Consider the following 18,597-nt stretch of genomic DNA (forward strand, 5'->3'; position numbering starts at 1 on the left):
TGGGTATTGCGCGGCACCATCGTCCTCGACGGGCAATCGGGTTTCGCCATTGTCGAGCAGCCTGGCAGTCCGACTCAACACTGGCGACGAACCGGCACTGAAATCCTGCCGGGAATGCGTCTGGCCAGGGTATTCCCTGATCACGCCATCGTGATATCTGACAGTGGCGCTCAGAAACGGATTGATTTCGGAACGCGGCTGAACGATGCAGCAGATCACCCCGTAGCCGGCAGCTACCGTATCAGCCCGCTTCGGTTTGCAGAGATTGCGGCCACGCTGGACATCATTCCGCAGCAGCAGAATGGTCGGGTGGTCGGCTATTACGCCAACGGCATACCGGAAGAATTACGCAGTGAAATCGGACTGCAACCCGGTGATCTGGTTCGCCGTGTCAACGGTATTCCTCTCGACGACAAGCTCGATCCCTCTCATCTCTATGAAATGCTCCAGAGCGGCCGGTTGAACGTGGACGTCGTACGAGCAGGACAGCCCATGCAGATCGTGTACCAGGTCGGACAATAGCTCCAGGACCGGTTCGACTCGGGTCAGGTTCAGTGCAGACAGGATATCCGCTCCACAGCGGGCATTGCACGCTCCGGGTCCCGGCTTACGCGGACATGACAACCCACGCCTAAAGCCCTTGCCCGGCTGGTCGCTATAAGCTGGACCAGGACACAGAATTCTGCCGATATAACACATTCTGCACGGGCCCGGATGCCTGACTCTCATTGCAAGACCAGCTATGACTACAGGCGCGTCAGGACGGCGCAGGGAAGGGGTACGGAGTTCAGCCCCTGTGATATTGCGACAAGTCCGGGGTGTAGACGTGGAACGAAGAAGCGCGAAACGCGACCAGATACTGGTTGATATCGACATTGCCCATCCGGGCACAGGTTACTGCCATGGCCAGGTAGAAAACATCAGCAAGGGTGGTGTGTCTGTTCTGGTCAACGAAGGCGAGCTTCCCCCCGAACAGCGTTCCGTCATCCTTAATTTCCGGGTCTGGACAGGTAACGAAATGTTATACCGGAAGATCTATTGCCGGGTCGTTCGTCACGATGAAAACCGCATTGCAATGGAATTTGCCGAGAATGATATTGTCACCGGGGCGATCATCCAGGACCTGATGTTCTACCAGAAACGTGGCCGCAAGCAGCAGCTGCAGGAACAACAGGCCGGCTGTTTTGCAGCGGCGGCAGCTGATCCCGTCAGCTCCTGACCAAGACCCGGGTTCGAAAAACGCGGGTAGCGGCTGACGGCCCGGCCGTCAGTGGTCTTTATACATCGCCTCGACCTGCTGTGCATAGCGCTCAAGCACCTTGTTGCGCTTAAGCTTGAGTGTCGGTGTAATCAGGCCATTCTCAATCGTCCATGGCTCCAGCTGGCAGTATACGCTGCGAACTCGCGCATAGCCGGGAAATGCGCTGATCTGCCTGGCAACACGTTCCAGTATGGCTTCCCTGACCCGCGAACTGTTACAGGCTTCCGGGCTGTCGGGATCAATACCCAGCTGTTCCGCAAGCAGGGCCCACTGTTCAGGGTTGAGCACCAGTAGCGCGCTCAGGTATGGACGGTTATCACCAATGACCATCGCCTGTTCAAACAGCGGGTCGGCTATAATCGCCATTTCCATATCAGCCGGTGGAATCTTCTCACCGTTGGCCAGTACGATAATTTCCTTGAGTCGGCCGGTGATGTACAGCTGACCGTTTTCCAGCCTGGCCTTGTCGCCGGTATGCAACCATCCCTCTTCATCGATCACTTCACGCGTTGCTTTCTCGTTGGCCCAGTAACCGAGCATGAGGCCGGGGCTGCGTACCAACAGTTCATCCTTGTCACCGATCTTCGCCTCGATGTCTTCCAGCAAGCAACCAACACCACGCGGGTCATTGTTCTCGATGGGATTTACACTGATAACGGGGCTGGTTTCAGTCAGGCCATAGCCCTGGATCATCGGTAACCCAAGCCCGATGAACAGCTTTGCCACCTCAAAGGGCAACGGCGCACCGCCGACAACCGCCAGACGCAGACGCCCGCCGAGCTTCTCCATAACCTTGCTGGCAACCAGTTTATTCAGCAGTGGCCACAACAGGAGCTTCGGACTCCAGCCGGCACGACCCTGCTGGTATTCAAAACGCTGCCAGCCGACATTAACCGCCAGCCTGAAAAGTGCACGCGCGACGGGAGATTTTTCCTCCAGGCCCGCATGAATCTTGTTGTAGACACGCTCAAAGATGCGCGGCACGGAAATCATAACGGTTGGCCGAACCGCCAGCAGGTCTTCGGCAAGCTGGGGGATAGAGCGGTTGTAGGCCACCGCCGCTTCGAGCATCATCGGCAGGTAGTAACCCGCGGTGCGCTCCAGGGTATGTGAGAGCGGAAGAAAGGACAGAAACAGTTCACCCGGATCACGTTTGACCACCTGCAGGCTGCGGTAGGCGTTCCAGAGAATATTGTAGTGGCTGAGCATCACGCCCTTGGGGCGGCCTGTTGTCCCCGAGGTATAAACAATAGTAGCCAGTGAATTCGGGTCCCAGTTAACGCGAACCTGCTCAGCCTGGTCGGGTAACCACTCGCCCACTGTGCGCAGCCGGTTATCAGGGTGGCCGCTGGTATCGATGTGCTCAAGACTGATGATCCGGTTGAGGAATCCCAACTGGTCCCATACCGGCTGCAAGCTGTCCCAGTGCTCCTGGTGGCCGATTAACAGGATCTTGGCTCCCGCATTCTGCAGAATGTAGGCGACATTTTCGGCACGGTCCTGGGTGTAGAGGGGAACCACAACCAGCCCATTGGCCAGTGCGGCCTGGTCGAACATGACCCACTGCGGGCCATTCTGCATGAGGATGGCGACGCGATCACCCGGTTGCAGGTTCTCGGCTGCGAGCGCCGCCTGCCAGCGTGCCGCCTCCCGGCCGGCTTCAGACCAGCTTATATCCTTCCAGACTTCGTCGGCCGAATCGAAATATCGGTAGGCCAGTGCATCCGGTGTACGCTTCACGCGCTCAAAAAACAGCCCGGAGAGCGTTCCGGCCTGCTCGGGTGTTATCAGGTGACTTTCATCGCGTTTATTCATGGGTTATTCATCCACCGTGTTATCGCCCAACGAGAAACCTGCCAGGTCCTTCCAGCCTGGATCGGGTTTGAAACGGATACCATACTGTTGTTCAAGACTGACCAGGCGCTGGTACAGTGTGTCAGCACCGGCCGTTTCAATATAATGTACAGGACCGCCGCGGAACGGTGCAAAACCGGTTCCGTATACCATGCCACCATCGAGATGATCGGCTTCCTCGACCACCTTCTCGCGCAGGCAGGTAACGACTTCATTAAGCATGCGCAGGATCATCCGGTCGATGACTTCTTCACTGGAATGGTGCGTCCGTGGCAAGGCTGGCTTGACCGCTTTCCCCTTTTTGTAACGGTAAAAACCCTGTCCGCTTTTTCGTCCAAGGTGCCCCTTGTCCACCAGTTCACGCAGCCGCTGCGGTACTTCGACATTAAAATGCTCGCCCAGATTTTCAGCGACGTGCAAACAGATATCCAGGCCTACTGTATCAGCCAGTTCAACTGGCCCCATTGGCATACCGAACCGCACAGCCTGTCGATCGATATCGCTGGCGGGAACACCCTCGCTTTCCAGCTGAACAGCTTCCAGCAGGTAAGGCATGAGAATACGGTTGACGAGGAAGCCGGGCGTACTGGTAACCGGTAACGGAAGCCGGTCGATGCGACGGGCAAAGGTAGTGGCTTTTAGCGCAACGTCGACGTCGGTCACTTCGTCGCGCACAATTTCCACCAGCTGCATTTTGGCCACAGGATTGAAGAAGTGCAATCCGACCAGCCGCTCAGGATTTTTCAGGACATCACGCAGTTCACCAAGCGGGATACTTGATGTATTGGTGGCAAGAATCGCGTCAGGCCGCATACGCGGTTCCAACTGCTCATACAGCTTGCGCTTGGCCCCGGCGTCTTCGAAAATTGCCTCGATCACCACGTCGGCACGTTCGACTCCAAGCCCCTTGTGGTCCGGCATCAGTCTGTCCATGGCTTCCTGTATCGGCCGTGTACGGCGCAAACGGCGTTTGAACAGTTGATGCGCACGTTTAATGGCCGGGGCAATACGCTCGGGGGACTGGTCCTGCAAGGTAACCTGCATGCCTTTGTACGCACACCAGCTTGCGATGTCGCCACCCATGACGCCGGCACCGACAACGTGTACCCGCTTCGGGCGATAGTCCGGGTGATTGCCCAGTGCTTTCAGCTTTTCCTGTAACAGGAATACACGGATAAGGTTCTGTGCCGTGGGGCCAACGATAAGTCGTGCAACCGACCCGGCCTCCGCGTGCAGCATGTCGCGTTCGGAGTCGGCGTGCTGGCGCCACAGGTCGATAAGCGCCCAGGGTGCGGGGTAGTGCTCCTTGCGCGCTTTCTTTGCGACCTGGTGTTCGAATACCTGCGCCAGCAGCGGGCGCACCCATGCGTGGTTGGTCAGTGCCTGCAGGCGTGTGGGTTTATGCGGCCCGGGCCGGTCCATGATCAGCGAACGCGCGGCAGTCTTCAGGTGCCGCTCCGGTAGCGCATGGTCGACAATACCCATACGCTTTGCCGCCCGCCCGTCTACGGTACGCCCGCTCAGCATGAGATCCATGGCATGTATTGCCCCGACCAGCGGTGTGAGACGTACCGAGCCACCAAAGCCCGGATGTATGCCCAGCCTCACCTCCGGCAGCCCAAGCCGTGTTGCGCGGTCATCACGGGCAATACGGTACTGGCAGGCCAGCGACAGTTCCAGGCCGCCGCCAAGGCAGAAACCGTGGATCAGGGCGACCGTCGGGAAGGGAAGGGCCGCCAGTCGGTCAAACACGGCCTGTCCGCGCTGGATGGCGGCAAGCGCCTGGTCGTAATTTTCCAGCCGGGTAAATTCGCGCACGTCGGCGCCGGCAATGAAGCCGTTGGGCTTGTCGGAGAGAATAACCAGGCCGCGCGGCCTGCTTTCAATAAGCTCCAGCAAAATTTCGTAAAAGGATTCCAGGATTGAGGCTGACAGCACGTTGGTGCCGGAACCCTGCTTGTCAAAGTGCAGCCAGGCAATATTGTCGCTATCGGTTTCGAGATAAAGATCGACTTTAGCGTTCATCATGCCACCCTCTCGACCAGCATGGCGCCACCCTGCCCACCGCCGATACACAGGGTGGCCATGCCGCGTTGCGCATCTTCCCGTTGCAGGGTTTTAAGCAGGTGCAGGACAATACGTGCGCCACTGGCGCCAACCGGGTGTCCGAGTGATACGCCGCCGCCATCGACATTCAGTCGTTCTTCATCGATAGCACTGAAGGCGTGCCCGAGCCCCAGCTCGTTTTTGCAGTAGTCTTCACTTTGCCAGGCGCGCAGACAGGCCTGCACCTGGGCGGCGAAAGCTTCATTGATTTCCCAGTAGTCGATATCTTTACTGTCAAAACCGTTACGTTCCAGGATCGGCGCCATGGCGTGTACCGGGCCCAGCCCCATCTGGCTGGGATCCAGACCTGCCCACTGGCTGTCGCATATCTGGCCCAGTACCGGCAGATTGTATTTTTGCACCGCCTGTTCCGAAGCCAGAATCAGCAAGGCGGCGCCATCGGTAATCTGTGCACTGTTACCGGCGGTGATTTTACCGAACGGGCGCTCGAATGCCGGGCGCAGTTTCGCCAGCTTTTCCATACTGCTGTCCGGGCGGCAACCATCATCGTGGTCATAGTATTTGCCGGCTTCATCGTAAAGGGTTTCGATTTCTTCGAGGTGGCCCTGTTCCATCGCCTTTGCCAGGCGCTGGTGGCTGCGCATGGCGAACGCATCCATTTCCTCCCGGCTGACGTTGAAGCGGTGGGCGAGAATTTCCGCTGTTTGTCCCATGTTGAGGCCGACAACGGGATCGGTCAGGCCGCACAACAAACCGATGACCGGCTTGAGAAAGGCGGGGCGGAAAGCAACCGCCGCCTTGAGTTTATCGGCCGTGGTACGCGCTGTACTGAAGGTCCCCAGCCAGGCGGCCATGGCACTGCCAAACAGCAGCGGCGCATGACTCATGGCTTCCGTACCCCCTGCCAGTACCAGCTCTGAACGTCCACTGGCAATGTCCTGTGCCGCGCAATCCAGCGCCTGCATCCCCGACGCACAATTGCGCTGTACGGTCCAGGCCGGCACCTTGTCGCCGCAACCCAGTCGCAGTGATACGACGCGCGCAATATTGACCTCGTGCGGTCCGGCCATGACGCAGCCGAGGATGACCTGGTCGAACGCATCCGGGCTGAACGATTGCCGGTAGAGCAGGGCGCGCCCGGCCTGAAACGCCAGGTCTGACGCATGAAACGGCCCGGGCCTGTTACGCGCACGCAGAAACGGCGTGCGCGCTCCGTCTACGACGTAGACTGGCCGGCCTGTGGCGAGGGGGTTGGGTTGCGCTGCCATGAGCTATTGTTCTCCTTCCAGTAATCGCCCGGGAATTCATCGACACCGATGACCCGTTGTCTTGCAGCGACCGCGGCGCGTACCTGCGTCGCTTCGCGTTCATCGATCACACCGGCCGAAACAGCTTCGACCAGACACTGTTCGGGATCGCCAGACTCAAGTTGACCACTGCGCATGGCATTTCGCAAGTTCCTCAATACCGGCTGTACGGCGGTAGCACGCTCAAGCGCGATTTCAAGCTGGTTGATCGGATCGTTTTCATCATCGGATATAAACAGGCCGTCGGTCAGCCGTTCGCGGGCCGGACCCTGACGCAGGATGACATTGGCCGCGCGTTGCAGCAATGCATCATCCGCTGCGCGGTAGCTGGCACTGTAGGGAAACAGTATCCACTTCAGTACGCGGCCCAGTGCACGGTTGGGCAGGTTGTCATAGACCTCGAACAATTTCTGCTGCGCCTGGTACAGGGCATCGCGCACCACCCATTCCAGTAACGGCTGGTCAGCCGCCTGGCGGCCTTCATCTTCAAAGCGTTTCAGTGCGGCAGAGGCCAGGTACATCAGGCTGAGGACATCGCCAAGACGGCCGGAGAGGGACTCCTTGCGTTTCAGCGCGCCGCCCAGCGTCAACAAGGCCGATTCCGCGGTGACGGCAAAGGCTGCACTCAGGCGTGTCAGCTGGCGGTAATAACGGGCTTCTTCCCCATCGACGGGAGTCCTGGCGAAACGCGACCGGGTCAGTCCGTGGAAGGTGGCGCGTGCCAGGTTGCTGGTCAGCAGTTTGATGTGGCCGAACAGCGCCCGGTCGAATGCACTGACATCGCGGCTTTGTGCGGCTTCCATTTCTTTCAGCAGCCAGGGGTGGCAACGGATCGCACCCTGACCGAAAATGATCAGGCTGCGGGTCAGAATATTCGCGCCTTCCACCGTGATGGAGATAGGTATGGCCTGGTACACGCGTGCCAGGTAATTGCGCGGTCCCATGCAGATGCCGCGGCCACCGTGAATATCCATGGCGTCATCGATGACCCGGCGCATGCGTTCAGTGAGGTGGTATTTGACAATGGCCGAGGCGACGGACGGTTTTTCTCCTGAATCGACAGCCAGTGTGGTGAGACCACGCGCCGCATCCATGGCGTAGGCATTACCGGCAATGCGCCCGAGCACTTCGGAGATGCCCTCGAACTTGCCAATAGGCGTTTTGAACTGTTTGCGTACTGCGGCATAGGCCCCGCAAGTGCGTGCAGACAGCTTGCCGGCGCCGGTGCTGAGCGCCGGCAGGGAAATCGACCGCCCGTCGGCCAGGCACTCCATGAGCATGCGCCAGCCTTCGCCGATACGCGCCTGGCCGCCGATGATCCAGTCCATGGGGATAAACACGTCCTTGCCCCGGTTAGGGCCATTCATGAAAGCCTGGTTGAGCGGGAAATGCCGGCTGCCAATGTCGATGCCCGGGGTATCGGTTGGAATCAGTGCCAGCGTAATACCGCGCTCTTCCTGTTCACCGACCAGGTGGTCGGGGTCATACAATTTGAAGGCCAGCCCGAGGACTGTGGCCACCGGCCCCAGCGTGATATAGCGCTTCTCCCAGTTGAGGCGGATACCCAGCGTTTCCTCGCCGTTATACGGCTGCCGACAAACCACACCCCGGTCCGGCATGGCCGCTGCATCGCTGCCAGCTTCCGGACCGGTGAGTGCAAAGCAGGGAATTTCCTCCCCGGCTGCAAGGCGGGGCAGGTAGTAATTTTTCTGTTCCTCGGTACCGTAGTGCAGCAACAGCTGCGCCGGCCCCAGCGAGTTGGGCACCATGGTAGTGACCGCCGCTGTAATACTGCGGCTGGCAATCTTCATCACCACGCTGGAATGACCGTGGGCGGTAAATTCCAGTCCACCGTACTGCTTCGGTATGATCATGCCGAAGAAACGCTGCTGCTTGAGAAATTGCCATACCGGCCCGGGCAGGTCGTGCAGGTCTTCGGTAATTTTCCAGTCATCGATCATGCGGCACAGTTCATTCACCGGACCATCGATAAAGGCCTGCTCTTCCGCGTTCAGCGCAGGTTTCTCATAGTCCAGAAGCTTTCGCCAGTCCGGGCTGCCGCTGAACAGGTCCGCCTCCCACCAGGTACTCCCTGCCTGCAGCGCTTCACGTTCGGTATCCGATACAGAAGGCATCAGTTTCCTGAACAGGCGCAGGACAGGACGGCTGATCACCTTGCTGCGCAAGGCAGGCACCCCCAGCACTGCGGCGGCAGGAATGAAAATCAGCCACACCGGTGTCAGCAGCCAGGCGCTGGTCGCGTGCAATGCGGGCCATACCAGCAGGTAGGCGGCAATTGAACCGCTCCACGCCCAGCCTGGCGCACGTCCTGCCGCCAGCCCCCATGCCGCCGCGATGATAACAATGACTTCCAGCAGTGTTGCCATGATGTCGCTCCCGTATCCTCAGCTGGTTTTTTCGATGCTGTCAGGTTTGACGCTTTCAGCATCCGCTTCGTTCAATACGGTTTCCTTTGTGTCGCCAGCCAAAGGTTCCGCTGCGGATGGTTTTTCCGGTTCTTGCTGGTGCTTTTTCTCAGGCTGCATAGTGGGGACAAAACACTTGCCATCGTCGTCACAGATTCGCCCTTTTTTATCCCAGGGAAGCTCCCGGTAAGAAGGCTTCTTGCCAAAATCCAGGTGAGGGCATTTGATAATGTCGAAGTAGGGCGAGTAGTCGAAGTCACGCGGTGTGAACAGTCGTGTATTACGCGGAATCATGCGCAACGAGCCATCGTGTTTTTCTTCCAGTACCGGCAATACCGGGAACTTTACCGAAGCAAAGGCCGCCGCGATCATTGAAGAGCAGACCGAACGCGTCGGTGTGCCGGCGTTGTGTTCGAACAGGCTGGAGCGCCAGCGACGCGGGATCACACTGTAGGGAAGCAGGAAGCGGGCGAGATCGAGCAACTGGCGGAGATCATAGTCGAAACCCAGGTGCTGCAAGGTAAATTCCAGCACCTTTTGCGCATCCTGGCGTGTCAATCCGGTCGGGCGGCAAATGCGGATGGTGTCGTCACGGTATTTACTCAGTGGATTGACCACTGTTCCTTCGCCCAGCCAGGCCTCGATAACCAGTTGTTCATTGGGGTCACCATCGTAGAAGCTCAATACTCTTCCACGCAGGTCCGGGTCATCAATGTCGTGGATCCGGCCAATATAGAGTGCGGAATGCGACCATGGGCTCTGGGTGATGGTGCGGATAATTTCCGACACACGACTGCGTCCCTCGATGAGGATGACGTCACAGGGGCGAACTTCATAACGCACACGGTCAAAATCGCAAAGTGGCGGTGTGGTATGCGGGTGTTCAGTCGTCAGCCAGCGAACGATCTTTCGACCCAGCCAGGCTGCTGGATTAAATGCCATACAACCTCCACTCCAGGTTAATGTACGAACGTTAGACAGCCAAACCTGTCATCTGTTTGAATATACCCAAGGAAGCCCTGATTCATTCGAAATCGTCATCCCGGCCTGCGCCGGGATGACGAATGAATCAGACCTTCCCTAACCGTGATCTACATATTGAAGAATAGCGGCAAATTCAGCATTTGGTTAAAAAATACTGTGCAGTCATGGATCTGTGGCCTTCAAATCGACTGGCACGCCAGCTTGAGGGCACGCTGCAGGACGATTTCCGGCGTATAGAAATGCGGGGAAAAACGGATTCCGCCCCCGCGCAGCGCACACAGCACCCCCTGCGCCTGCAAATACCGGTAACGTCTTGCCGTGTCGTCGTCCGGGAAGCGGAAGGTAACAATCCCGGCACGCCGGGCAGGACGCGTTTCCGAGAGAATTTCGGCGCCATTTTCTATTAACCTGTCAATAAGATATGTGACCTTTGAGGAAATAGACCGAGAAATATTCTGTAGCCCGGTTTCCAGCAGCAGGCCAATACTGGCGTGCAAGGCATGAATACCCAGCATATTCGGGCTGCCGCATTCAAAACGCCTTGCCGAATGCGCAGGTTGCCAGTCGCTGCGATCAAAGTCGCCCATGGCTTCCACCATATGCCAGCCGTACTGGCGCAGTATCAACCGTTCGATCCACTCCCGTCGACAGTAAAAAAGCGCAATCCCTTCCGGGCCAAGCATCCATTTGTGCCCGTCGGCCATGACGAAATCGGCCTGGCAGGCCTGTACGTCGAAGGGTTTTGCGCCCAGGCTCTGGATGGCATCCACACAGAAAATGATATCCCGCTCACGGCAGGCGCGACCGACAGGGGGGAGGTCCAGCGCAAGACCTGTTGCATAGTGAACGGAACTCACTGATACCAGGCGCGTGCGTGCCGTCATTGCAGCGACCAGTTGTTGCTCGTGCGGGACGCTGGAGTTTCCAGGGTCGATCTGCCTGACGACCACGCCGAGTGGTTCCAGCGATTCCCAGACAATCCGGTTGGAGGGAAACTCATGCGCACTGACAAGCACTTCATCGCCAGGCTTCCAGTCCAGTCCCCAGGCGACGACCGAGAGCGCTTCAGAGGTGTTTTTCAACAGGGCGATTTCATCGCTGCCCCGGGCATTGATCAACTGTGCCAGACGTTCACGCAACTGCTGTTCGGTTTCCAGCCACTGCGCATAGTGTTGCGACCCGAGCGTTGCGTTTTCCTGACTGAAGGCCTGTACTGCACGTACCGTCCGTAACGGCCAGGGGGCCACGGCTGCATGATTGAGATGACAGATGTCCGCTGACAGATCGAATTCCGTTTCAGGCATCAGGGTGTCTTTATCACACCACGCTGGTCAATGGGAACATAATCCCGCTGCGTTGACCCGATATACAACTGACGAGGACGGCCGATACGCTGGTTGTCCTCACTGATCATCTCCATCCACTGTGCCACCCAGCCAACGGTGCGGGCAATCGCAAACATCACGGTAAACATGTTGGTCGGGATACCCAGTGCACGGTAGATCAGCCCGGAATAGAAATCCACGTTGGGGTACAGCTTGCGTTCAATGAAATATTCATCGCTGAGGGCGATTTCTTCCAGCTTCAGGGCCAGTTCAAAATGCGGGTCATTGGCGTCACCCAGTTTTTCCAGCACCTCGTGGCACATCTGCCGGATAATGCGTGCACGCGGATCATAGTTCTTGTAAACCCGGTGGCCAAACCCCATCAGCCGGAACGGGTCGTGCTTGTCTTTGGCGCGGGCCAGGAACTTCGGCACATTGGCCACTTCACCGATTTCGTCGAGCATTTTCAGCACCGCTTCATTGGCGCCACCGTGGGCCGGACCCCACAGGGCGGCAATGCCCGAGGCAATACAGGCGAACGGGTTGGCGCCGGAACTGCCGGCCAGGCGTACCGTCGAGGTGCTGGCATTCTGTTCGTGGTCGATGTGCAGGATAAAGATCAGGTCGAGGGCTCTTTCCGCCACTGTATTGAGCACAAAGGGTTCGCAGGGTACCGCAAACATCATGTTCAGCAGGTTGCCGGTGTAACTCAGGCTGTTATCCGGGTACACCTGCGGCTCGCCAACCGAGTGTTTGTAACTGGCGGCTGCGATGCTGGGCATCTTGGCAATCATACGGTGGGCGGCAATCTCCCGGTGGCGTGGATTGTTGATGTCGGTGGAGTCGTGGTAGAAGGCGGACAGGGAGCCCACCACGCCGACCATGATCGCCATCGGGTGTGCGTCGTGATAAAACCCCTGGAAAAAACTTTTGAGCGATTCATTGAGCATGGTGTGGTGGATGATGATATTCCGGAAATCCTCCAGCGCCTGCTGCTGTGGCAGTTCGCCATACAGCATCAGGTAGGCCACTTCGAGGAAGTTGCTCTTTTCGGCCAGTTGATCGATCGGGTAGCCCCGATACATCAACATGCCTTTTTCACCATCCAGATAGGTCAGCCTGCTGTGGCAGCTGGCGGTGGAGAGAAAACCGGGGTCGTAGGTGAAATACCCCATTTCGCGGTAGAAGCGGCCGATATCAACGGCATCGGGACCCTGCGTTGCCTTGCGTATGGGAAGATCCATACGTTTTCCGGTCCGGTTATCAATGACGGTGACGGTTTCATCGACCACGGGCAAACCCTCCTTTTGCTGCGCCAGTTATTATGGCAATAATGTTATATCGTCCCGAACCATGTCGGCGGACCGGTCAAAGTCCTTTTTCTCCGTCGCGTTCAGCTTCAACTCGATAATTTTTGACAGGCCATTCTCATCGAGTACGGCCGGGACACCCATGGCGATGCCGCTCTGCCCGTACTCGCCATCGAGGATGCTCACGCAGGGCAGGATGCGCCGACGGTTATGACGGATAGCATCGACCATCGAGGCAATGGCCGCCGCCGGCGAATCATAGGCACTGCTGTGCTTCTTCAGGGCAAGTATTTCGCCGCCACCCTGACGGGTCCGTTCGGCAATCTGCTGGATGGTGGCATCATCGAGGAAATGTTCGATGGGGATACCGGCAATATCGGTAAAGCGGGGCAGGGGCACCATGGCATCGCCGTGACCGCCCAGTACCAGCGCAGAAATATCCTTGATCGAGTAACCGGTTTCGAGCGCAATAAAACTGATCATGCGCGCCGTATCCAGTGCGCCGGACTGGCCGAACACGCGCTGGCGCGGCCAGCCGGTACGTTGCCAGGCACGCCAGGTCAACACATCGACCGGGTTGGTGACCATCATGATCATGCTGTCCGGCGCGTAGCGCATGGCATTGTCGACCAGTCCATCGATAATACCCAGATTGGCTTCCAGCACATCCGAGCGCGACATGCCCGGCTTGCGCGGAAAGCCCGCCGTGATGATGATCATGTCCGAATCGCTCATGATGGCCGGGTCTGTGTCCCCGATGACGCGTGTATCGAAACGCAACAGTGAGCCGGACTGCTGAATGTCCAGCGCGATACCCTGCGGGACACCTTCATGAATATCGAGCAGCGCCACCTCGCTGCATAACTCTTCCTTGGCCAGAATCTGCGCGGCCGACTCCCCGACACGTCCTGCCCCTACAATACAGATTTTCTGCATATTGATACTCTCCCTGTGAAACCCTGTATCTTTAACTATAGCCAGCGTCGCGCCATCCAGCCAATCAGTTCCAGTATCCTGCCACCCCAGAAACGCCGCTTCCAGTGCTTTGCGCTGATCGTCGCTGACAATAACAGATCCTCGCTGAATTGGGTCTCAAGCCGCTGACAAAGTTCCGTGTCCTTCGTAAACAGATTGAGTTCGTAATTTAAAAAGAAACTTCGGTAATCGATGTTCGAGGTGCCGATAACCGCCTGGCGACCGTCAACGACAACCGTCTTGGCGTGCAGTACCCGGGGCAGGTATTCGTGTATCTGCACACCGGCATCGAGCAGCGGTTCATAAACGGCGTGAGCCGCCCAGCGGGCAATCCGGATATCGCTTTTCCCCGGCACCAGAAGATGAACGTCCACCCCCCGCCTGGCAGCCTGGGTCAACAGCTGTTGTGTACGGCGATCGGGGATAAAGTAGGGCGTGGTAAGGTGGACGCATTGCTGTGCGCCGGCCAGCACATGCCGGAACAGGCGGTTCATGTGGCGCCGGCTGCCGTAGGCATAATTCGAGATCAGCAGATGATCGCCCGTTGCAGGGTGTCGTGTCCGGAGGCGTTTTCGCCGACGCCAGAAGTCATTGAACAACTGTCTTGCGTGAACAGCCAGTTTGCCGGAAAACCGTACATGTGTATCGCGCCAGCGTTCGGGGCCGTAGACAGACAGGGAGTTCTCGCGATGGATATTGAACCCACCCACCCAGGCTGTCTTGCCATCGATCACCAGCAACTTGCGGTGATTACGACGGTTATAGCGCCAGGGCCGACGCCAGTCCCAGCGGTGAAACCAGCGCACCTGAACCCCTTGCGCTGCCATCCCGTTCAGCAATGACCGCGCCGACCAGAACAGGGAACCGGCTGCATCGATGTGAACCCTGACCCGGACACCGGCCTGTGCCTGCCCGGACAGTTGCCGGGCAAAACGCCGGCCTGTTTCATCGTCGGCAAAGATATAACTTTCGAGAAGGACTTCGGAACGCGCTGTCGCGATCCGCGCCAGCATATCCTCGTAGAGCAGGTCACCTTCCGTAAAAAGCGTAAAACATTCTGTTGCGGGGATGTTCTCGGGCGATTGCTCGTTGTGCACGTGCGTCGTCGTTAACGCTTGAAACTGAGGATTTCGGCGTTGTGCCGCCGGCTTTCCGCAAATTCCTCAAGCGGGACAGGGTGGCCGATATGGAACCCCTGAACAAAATCGACACCTGTATTCCTGAGAATCTGCAGTGCTTCGTCTGACTCGACATATTCCGCCGTGGTTTTCATACCCATCATGCGGGCTATGTCGCAGATCGATTTGACCATCATATGGTCAACTTCGCTGTTGACAATATTGCGAACGAATGCGCCATCGATCTTTACAATATCCACGGGCAGATTTTTCAGGTAGGCGAGGGATGACAATCCACTGCCAAAATCATCCAGCGCGAAAAGGCACCCCTTGTCGCGCAACGCGCGCATAAACTCCGTTGCCTGGGTAACATTGGATATGGCGGCTGTTTCGGTCACCTCGAAACACAGTTTTTCAGCCGGGAACCCCGAACTGCAGATGCGCTCGAGCGCATAGTTGCGGAATACCTCATCACAAAGCGACAGTGCAGACAGATTTACCGAGCAAACTTCCAGTTCAGCAAGTGCATCGGGGTGCTGTTCAAACCAGATCATTGTCTGGTTCAGTACCCACTGGTCGAGCCTGCCTGACAAATTGTAGCGCTCTGCAACCGGCATGAAAGCGCCCGGGTTAACCATGACGTCCGCATCACGCAGCCGGATCAGGATTTCCATGCGCTGCCCGCAACCGCCGCCCCTGCAGGGCGCGATCTCCTGGGCGAACAGGCTGAACGCGTTATTATCCAGCGCTTCGGTAATACGGCTTGCCCAACGGCCATCGCCCACCTTGCCAACAATGGCGCGGTCGCCAGGGCGGAAAACATGGACACGGTTTCTGCCCAGTTGCTTGGCCTCGTAACAGGCGGAATCGGCAAGGCTGAGGACATCCTCGACCGAGCCCGAGTGCTGTACAGGCACAACACCCACGCTGGCGCCAATGCTGAAGCGGCGGGTTTTCCACTGGAAGCGGAAGTCCTCGATCTTCTCACGGATACGGTTGGCCAGAATCTCGGCCTGTTCGAGCGGGCAGTGTTCCATGAGAATGGCAAATTCATCACCGCCAAGCCGGGCCAGCGTATCGCGGGAACGAATCTGCCGGCTCAACAGTGCGGCGACCTGGCGCAGCAATTCATCACCCGCGCTGTGCCCACAGGTATCGTTGATCACCTTGAACTGGTCAAGGTCGAGATAACACAGCACATGGTGGTCATCGTTCGAATCACCGGCGGCAGCCAGCATGCGGCGCAGGCGACTGTCAAACTCGCGTCGGTTGATCAGTTGCGTCAGGTCATCGTGCGTGGCCTGGTAGGAGAGCTGCCTGCGCAGTTCATGCTGCTCGGTAATATCGCGGCAAAGCACCAGCATGCGGGGCTGACTGGTATCCGGGTCCAGGCTGACGCGCTGGTGTATCCATAACACCGACCCGTCCTTTCTGATCTTGCGGTATTCGATCCCGTTACTGTCCTCGGGGTCGGAGAAACGCTCCGTGATGTAGGCCAGTACGCGTTCGCGGTCTTCGGGATGGATCACCAGCGTTGCCGGCTTGCCGATCAGTTCTTCAACCGTGTAGCCGAGTATTTTTGCACCGGTGCGGTTAATCGACTCAAACTCACCCTGTGCGTTGACGATCGAGTAGATGTCCGGCGCGTTGTCGTAGAGTGTCTGGTAGCGCGCTTCACTGACCTTGCGCGCTTTATCTGATTTGACCGAGTCGGTGACGTTCCTGAAAATGCCACGGGTCGATATGGCTTCGCCGTCCTTTATTACAGATCCACAGTCGCCTTCAAGGTGTACGGTTTCGCCTGACTTGGTAACAAACTTGAAGTCGATGCGTTGCATTGACTCGCCGGACTTCAGGCGTGAAAAGCGTTGCTGGCAGCATTCAAGACTGTCCGGGTGCAGTACATCCGTCAGCACCAGGCGGCTGACCTCCTCAGCGGTGTAACCCATGGTTTCGCGCCAGCAGCGATTGGTATAAATAAAGCGGCCATCCTGTGACAGACACTGGATCAGGTCATTGGTGTTATCGAAGATATCGAGATAACGTTCCCTGCTTTCCTGCAGCTCTTTCGCGAGCAACAGCTGCCGGCTGGTTTCCTCCGCCCGGCGGATAACAAAAGGAACCAGTGCACAGAGCCTGGGTAATGAGGCGGGGGTATTAATGACCAGTTGATCGATGCCTTGCTCAAGGCAGCCAAGCGTGATGGCTTCCACACCGGTTTCAGCCAGCAGAATAACAGGAAGATTTTGTTTGTGGTGCTGCGCCAGCAGGGGCATGATTTCCAGTGCGGAAAAATCACCCAGCTCAGGCTCGCTGATAATGAGATCCAGACGCTGACCTGCCCCAAGTGCATCGACGAAGCGCTGACGATCATGGCTGCAAATCAACTCAAACGCGAAATCGGCATGCTCCAGCGTTTGCTCGATCGCAGCCTGAACTGATCCTGAACCAGCCAGCAGGATATTGTATTTACTCATTATTTTTGACCACGCAAGGGTGTTTGGCACAATTCTAATAAAATATGCCCCGGTCTGTCGCGAGTTATTTGTAGTATTTGTGCGGCAATCGTTACCATATTGTCGGCAAAAGCACCTTTAATCTTTACATATTCCTGTAACAATCAGTGAGTTAGGCATACTGAAAACGAAACACGGTCATGAAACTGAGCATCATCATTCCTGTCCTCAATGAGCGTTCCCGTATTGAAACGCTGCTCACTGCGCTCCAGCCATTTCGGCGGCGCGGTCACGAGATTATCGTGGTAGACGGAGGAAGCCGGGACGGCACGCCGTCCATTGCCCGCCCGCTGTGCGACCAGTGCCTTGCATCCGAAACCGGGCGTGCGCTGCAGATGCGTAGCGGGACGCAGGCTGCGAGTGGTGAAGTGTTGTGGTTCCTGCACGCTGACTCATCGGTGCCAGCCAACGCCGACGAGATCATTGCGCAACTGCTGGCCAGCACAGAGTGGGGTGGTTTCCCGGTTCGCCTTTCCGGCCAGCAACGCCTGCTGAGAATAGTTGAACGGCTGATGAATGCGCGCTCGCGTCTGACCGGTATTCTTACCGGCGACCAGGGTATTTTTGTTACCCGGCAACTCCTCGATCGTGTCGGGGGATTTCGCGACATTCCGCTGATGGAGGATATCGACCTGTCCACCCGCCTCAGGCGCGAGGTGAGGCCGGTGCTGGCAGACGTCACGCTGATCACCTCAAGCCGACGCTGGGAAACCCGCGGGGTCGTGCGCACGATTGTTCGCATGTGGCTGCTGCGTCTGGCTTTCTACCTCGGCGTACCCGCCCGCCGCCTGGCACCCTACTATGTATGAGCAAGGTACATACCGGTATCCCGATGCCTGTATTGTCATTTTCGCCCGCTCGCCGGAACACGGGCAGGTAAAAACGCGGCTTGCCGCCGGCATCGGCGCTGATGCCACGCTGGAGGTCTACCGGCAACTGCTGGAACACACTCTCCACACGGTCGCTGACAGCCGGCTTGCACCGGTCGAGCTGCACATTGCCGGTGATACGGGGCATCCCTTCCTGCAAAAAATCGCATTGCAGCACCAGGCAAAGCTCGTCGCACAACACGGTGAAGACCTCGGGGAACGTATGTACCTGGCCCTTGACCAGGTTCTGAAGACACGCAGAACGGCACTGATCATCGGCACCGATTGCCCGGTCATGGATGCGGAATACCTCGAAACTGCACTGCAACAACTTGCCAGCGGTTCACAGGTGGTTGTCGGACCCAGTGAAGACGGCGGTTATGTGTTGATCGGCTCAACACAGGCAGATGAAAGGGTATTTCGCCATATCAACTGGGGCTGTGATAGTGTAATGCAACAGACCCGTAAGGCCTTGTGCGATGCCGGTATTGATTTCTCCGAACTCGATCGGCTGTGGGACATCGATTACCCCGAAGACCTCAGGCGCTGGCAACATTTCAGCCAGACAACGACATGAATTTACAG

General features: G+C 57.6%; 14 protein-coding genes. 4 read left to right on the forward strand and 10 right to left on the reverse strand.

The window, feature by feature from the left end; genetic code table 11:
- Both ACW81B_RS03395 and ACW81B_RS03400 read left to right on the forward strand, forming a co-directional pair.
- A partial coding sequence (locus ACW81B_RS03395) for a hypothetical protein (protein WP_491578804.1) occupies positions 1–522 on the forward strand: 522 nt, incomplete at its 5' end.
- Between the two features lie 304 nt (positions 523–826).
- Positions 827–1,219 carry a PilZ domain-containing protein gene (locus tag ACW81B_RS03400; protein WP_491578805.1) on the forward strand — a complete coding sequence of 131 codons (393 nt, stop codon included), beginning with the start codon at positions 827–829 and terminating at the stop codon, positions 1,217–1,219.
- Positions 1,220–1,267: 48 nt separating this feature from the next.
- On the opposite strand, the gene ACW81B_RS03405 is transcribed toward ACW81B_RS03400, so the two are convergent.
- From ACW81B_RS03405 to ACW81B_RS03450, 10 genes are all read right to left on the reverse strand, one after another.
- Positions 1,268–3,076 (reverse strand): AMP-dependent synthetase/ligase, encoded by a 1,809-nt coding sequence (locus ACW81B_RS03405; protein ID WP_491578806.1) that lies wholly within the window; start codon positions 3,074–3,076, stop codon positions 1,268–1,270.
- Between the two features lie 3 nt (positions 3,077–3,079).
- Positions 3,080–5,143 (reverse strand): 3-hydroxyacyl-CoA dehydrogenase NAD-binding domain-containing protein, encoded by a 2,064-nt coding sequence (locus ACW81B_RS03410; RefSeq protein WP_491578807.1) that lies wholly within the window; start codon positions 5,141–5,143, stop codon positions 3,080–3,082.
- On the reverse strand, positions 5,140–6,450 hold the full coding sequence (locus ACW81B_RS03415; protein WP_491578808.1) for an acetyl-CoA C-acetyltransferase: 1,311 nt from the start codon (positions 6,448–6,450) through the stop codon (positions 5,140–5,142). Before ACW81B_RS03415 ends, ACW81B_RS03410 begins: the two co-directional genes overlap by 4 nt.
- Complete coding sequence (locus ACW81B_RS03420) at positions 6,399–8,876, reverse strand: acyl-CoA dehydrogenase (RefSeq protein ID WP_491578809.1); 2,478 nt, start codon at positions 8,874–8,876, stop codon at positions 6,399–6,401. Before ACW81B_RS03420 ends, ACW81B_RS03415 begins: the two co-directional genes overlap by 52 nt.
- 18 nt (positions 8,877–8,894) lie before the next feature.
- Positions 8,895–9,857, reverse strand: a complete 963-nt coding sequence (locus ACW81B_RS03425) for a YiiX/YebB-like N1pC/P60 family cysteine hydrolase (protein WP_491578810.1) — start codon at positions 9,855–9,857, stop codon at positions 8,895–8,897.
- Between the two features lie 221 nt (positions 9,858–10,078).
- The gene (locus tag ACW81B_RS03430; protein WP_491578811.1) at positions 10,079–11,203 is read right to left on the reverse strand and encodes an aminotransferase class V-fold PLP-dependent enzyme; all 1,125 of its coding nucleotides are present in this window, start codon (positions 11,201–11,203) and stop codon (positions 10,079–10,081) included.
- Positions 11,203–12,516, reverse strand: a complete 1,314-nt coding sequence (locus tag ACW81B_RS03435) for a citrate synthase (RefSeq protein ID WP_491578812.1) — start codon at positions 12,514–12,516, stop codon at positions 11,203–11,205. Before ACW81B_RS03435 ends, ACW81B_RS03430 begins: the two co-directional genes overlap by 1 nt.
- Before the next feature lie 30 nt (positions 12,517–12,546).
- The gene (gene mdh, locus ACW81B_RS03440) at positions 12,547–13,470 is read right to left on the reverse strand and encodes a malate dehydrogenase (RefSeq protein WP_491578813.1); all 924 of its coding nucleotides are present in this window, start codon (positions 13,468–13,470) and stop codon (positions 12,547–12,549) included.
- Positions 13,471–13,505: 35 nt separating this feature from the next.
- Entirely contained in the window at positions 13,506–14,606 is a 1,101-nt protein-coding gene (locus tag ACW81B_RS03445; protein ID WP_491578814.1) for a phospholipase D-like domain-containing protein, read from the reverse strand.
- Between the two features lie 11 nt (positions 14,607–14,617).
- Positions 14,618–17,104, reverse strand: a complete 2,487-nt coding sequence (locus ACW81B_RS03450; protein ID WP_491578815.1) for a sensor domain-containing protein — start codon at positions 17,102–17,104, stop codon at positions 14,618–14,620.
- Between the two features lie 179 nt (positions 17,105–17,283).
- Here ACW81B_RS03450 and ACW81B_RS03455 point away from each other — a divergent pair, with 179 nt between their 5' ends.
- Complete coding sequence (locus ACW81B_RS03455; protein WP_491578816.1) at positions 17,284–17,952, forward strand: TIGR04283 family arsenosugar biosynthesis glycosyltransferase; 669 nt, start codon at positions 17,284–17,286, stop codon at positions 17,950–17,952.
- Positions 17,945–18,589, forward strand: a complete 645-nt coding sequence (locus ACW81B_RS03460) for a TIGR04282 family arsenosugar biosynthesis glycosyltransferase (protein ID WP_491578817.1) — start codon at positions 17,945–17,947, stop codon at positions 18,587–18,589. Before ACW81B_RS03455 ends, ACW81B_RS03460 begins: the two co-directional genes overlap by 8 nt.
- Positions 18,590–18,597 lie beyond the last annotated feature (8 nt).

It is taken from the genome of Thiogranum sp. (genome assembly GCF_058323355.1).

Coding starts and splice junctions, on each gene's coding strand:
- ACW81B_RS03405 (WP_491578806.1), bottom strand. CDS start 3,076: ATGAATAAACGCGATGAAAGTCACCTGATAACACCCGAGCAGGCCGGA.
- ACW81B_RS03410 (WP_491578807.1), bottom strand. CDS start 5,143: ATGATGAACGCTAAAGTCGATCTTTATCTCGAAACCGATAGCGACAAT.
- ACW81B_RS03415 (WP_491578808.1), bottom strand. CDS start 6,450: ATGGCAGCGCAACCCAACCCCCTCGCCACAGGCCGGCCAGTCTACGTC.
- ACW81B_RS03420 (WP_491578809.1), bottom strand. CDS start 8,876: ATGGCAACACTGCTGGAAGTCATTGTTATCATCGCGGCGGCATGGGGG.
- ACW81B_RS03425 (WP_491578810.1), bottom strand. CDS start 9,857: ATGGCATTTAATCCAGCAGCCTGGCTGGGTCGAAAGATCGTTCGCTGG.
- ACW81B_RS03430 (WP_491578811.1), bottom strand. CDS start 11,203: ATGCCTGAAACGGAATTCGATCTGTCAGCGGACATCTGTCATCTCAAT.
- mdh (WP_491578813.1), bottom strand. CDS start 13,470: ATGCAGAAAATCTGTATTGTAGGGGCAGGACGTGTCGGGGAGTCGGCC.
- ACW81B_RS03450 (WP_491578815.1), bottom strand. CDS start 17,104: ATGAGTAAATACAATATCCTGCTGGCTGGTTCAGGATCAGTTCAGGCT.
- ACW81B_RS03455 (WP_491578816.1), top strand. CDS start 17,284: ATGAAACTGAGCATCATCATTCCTGTCCTCAATGAGCGTTCCCGTATT.
- ACW81B_RS03460 (WP_491578817.1), top strand. CDS start 17,945: ATGTATGAGCAAGGTACATACCGGTATCCCGATGCCTGTATTGTCATT.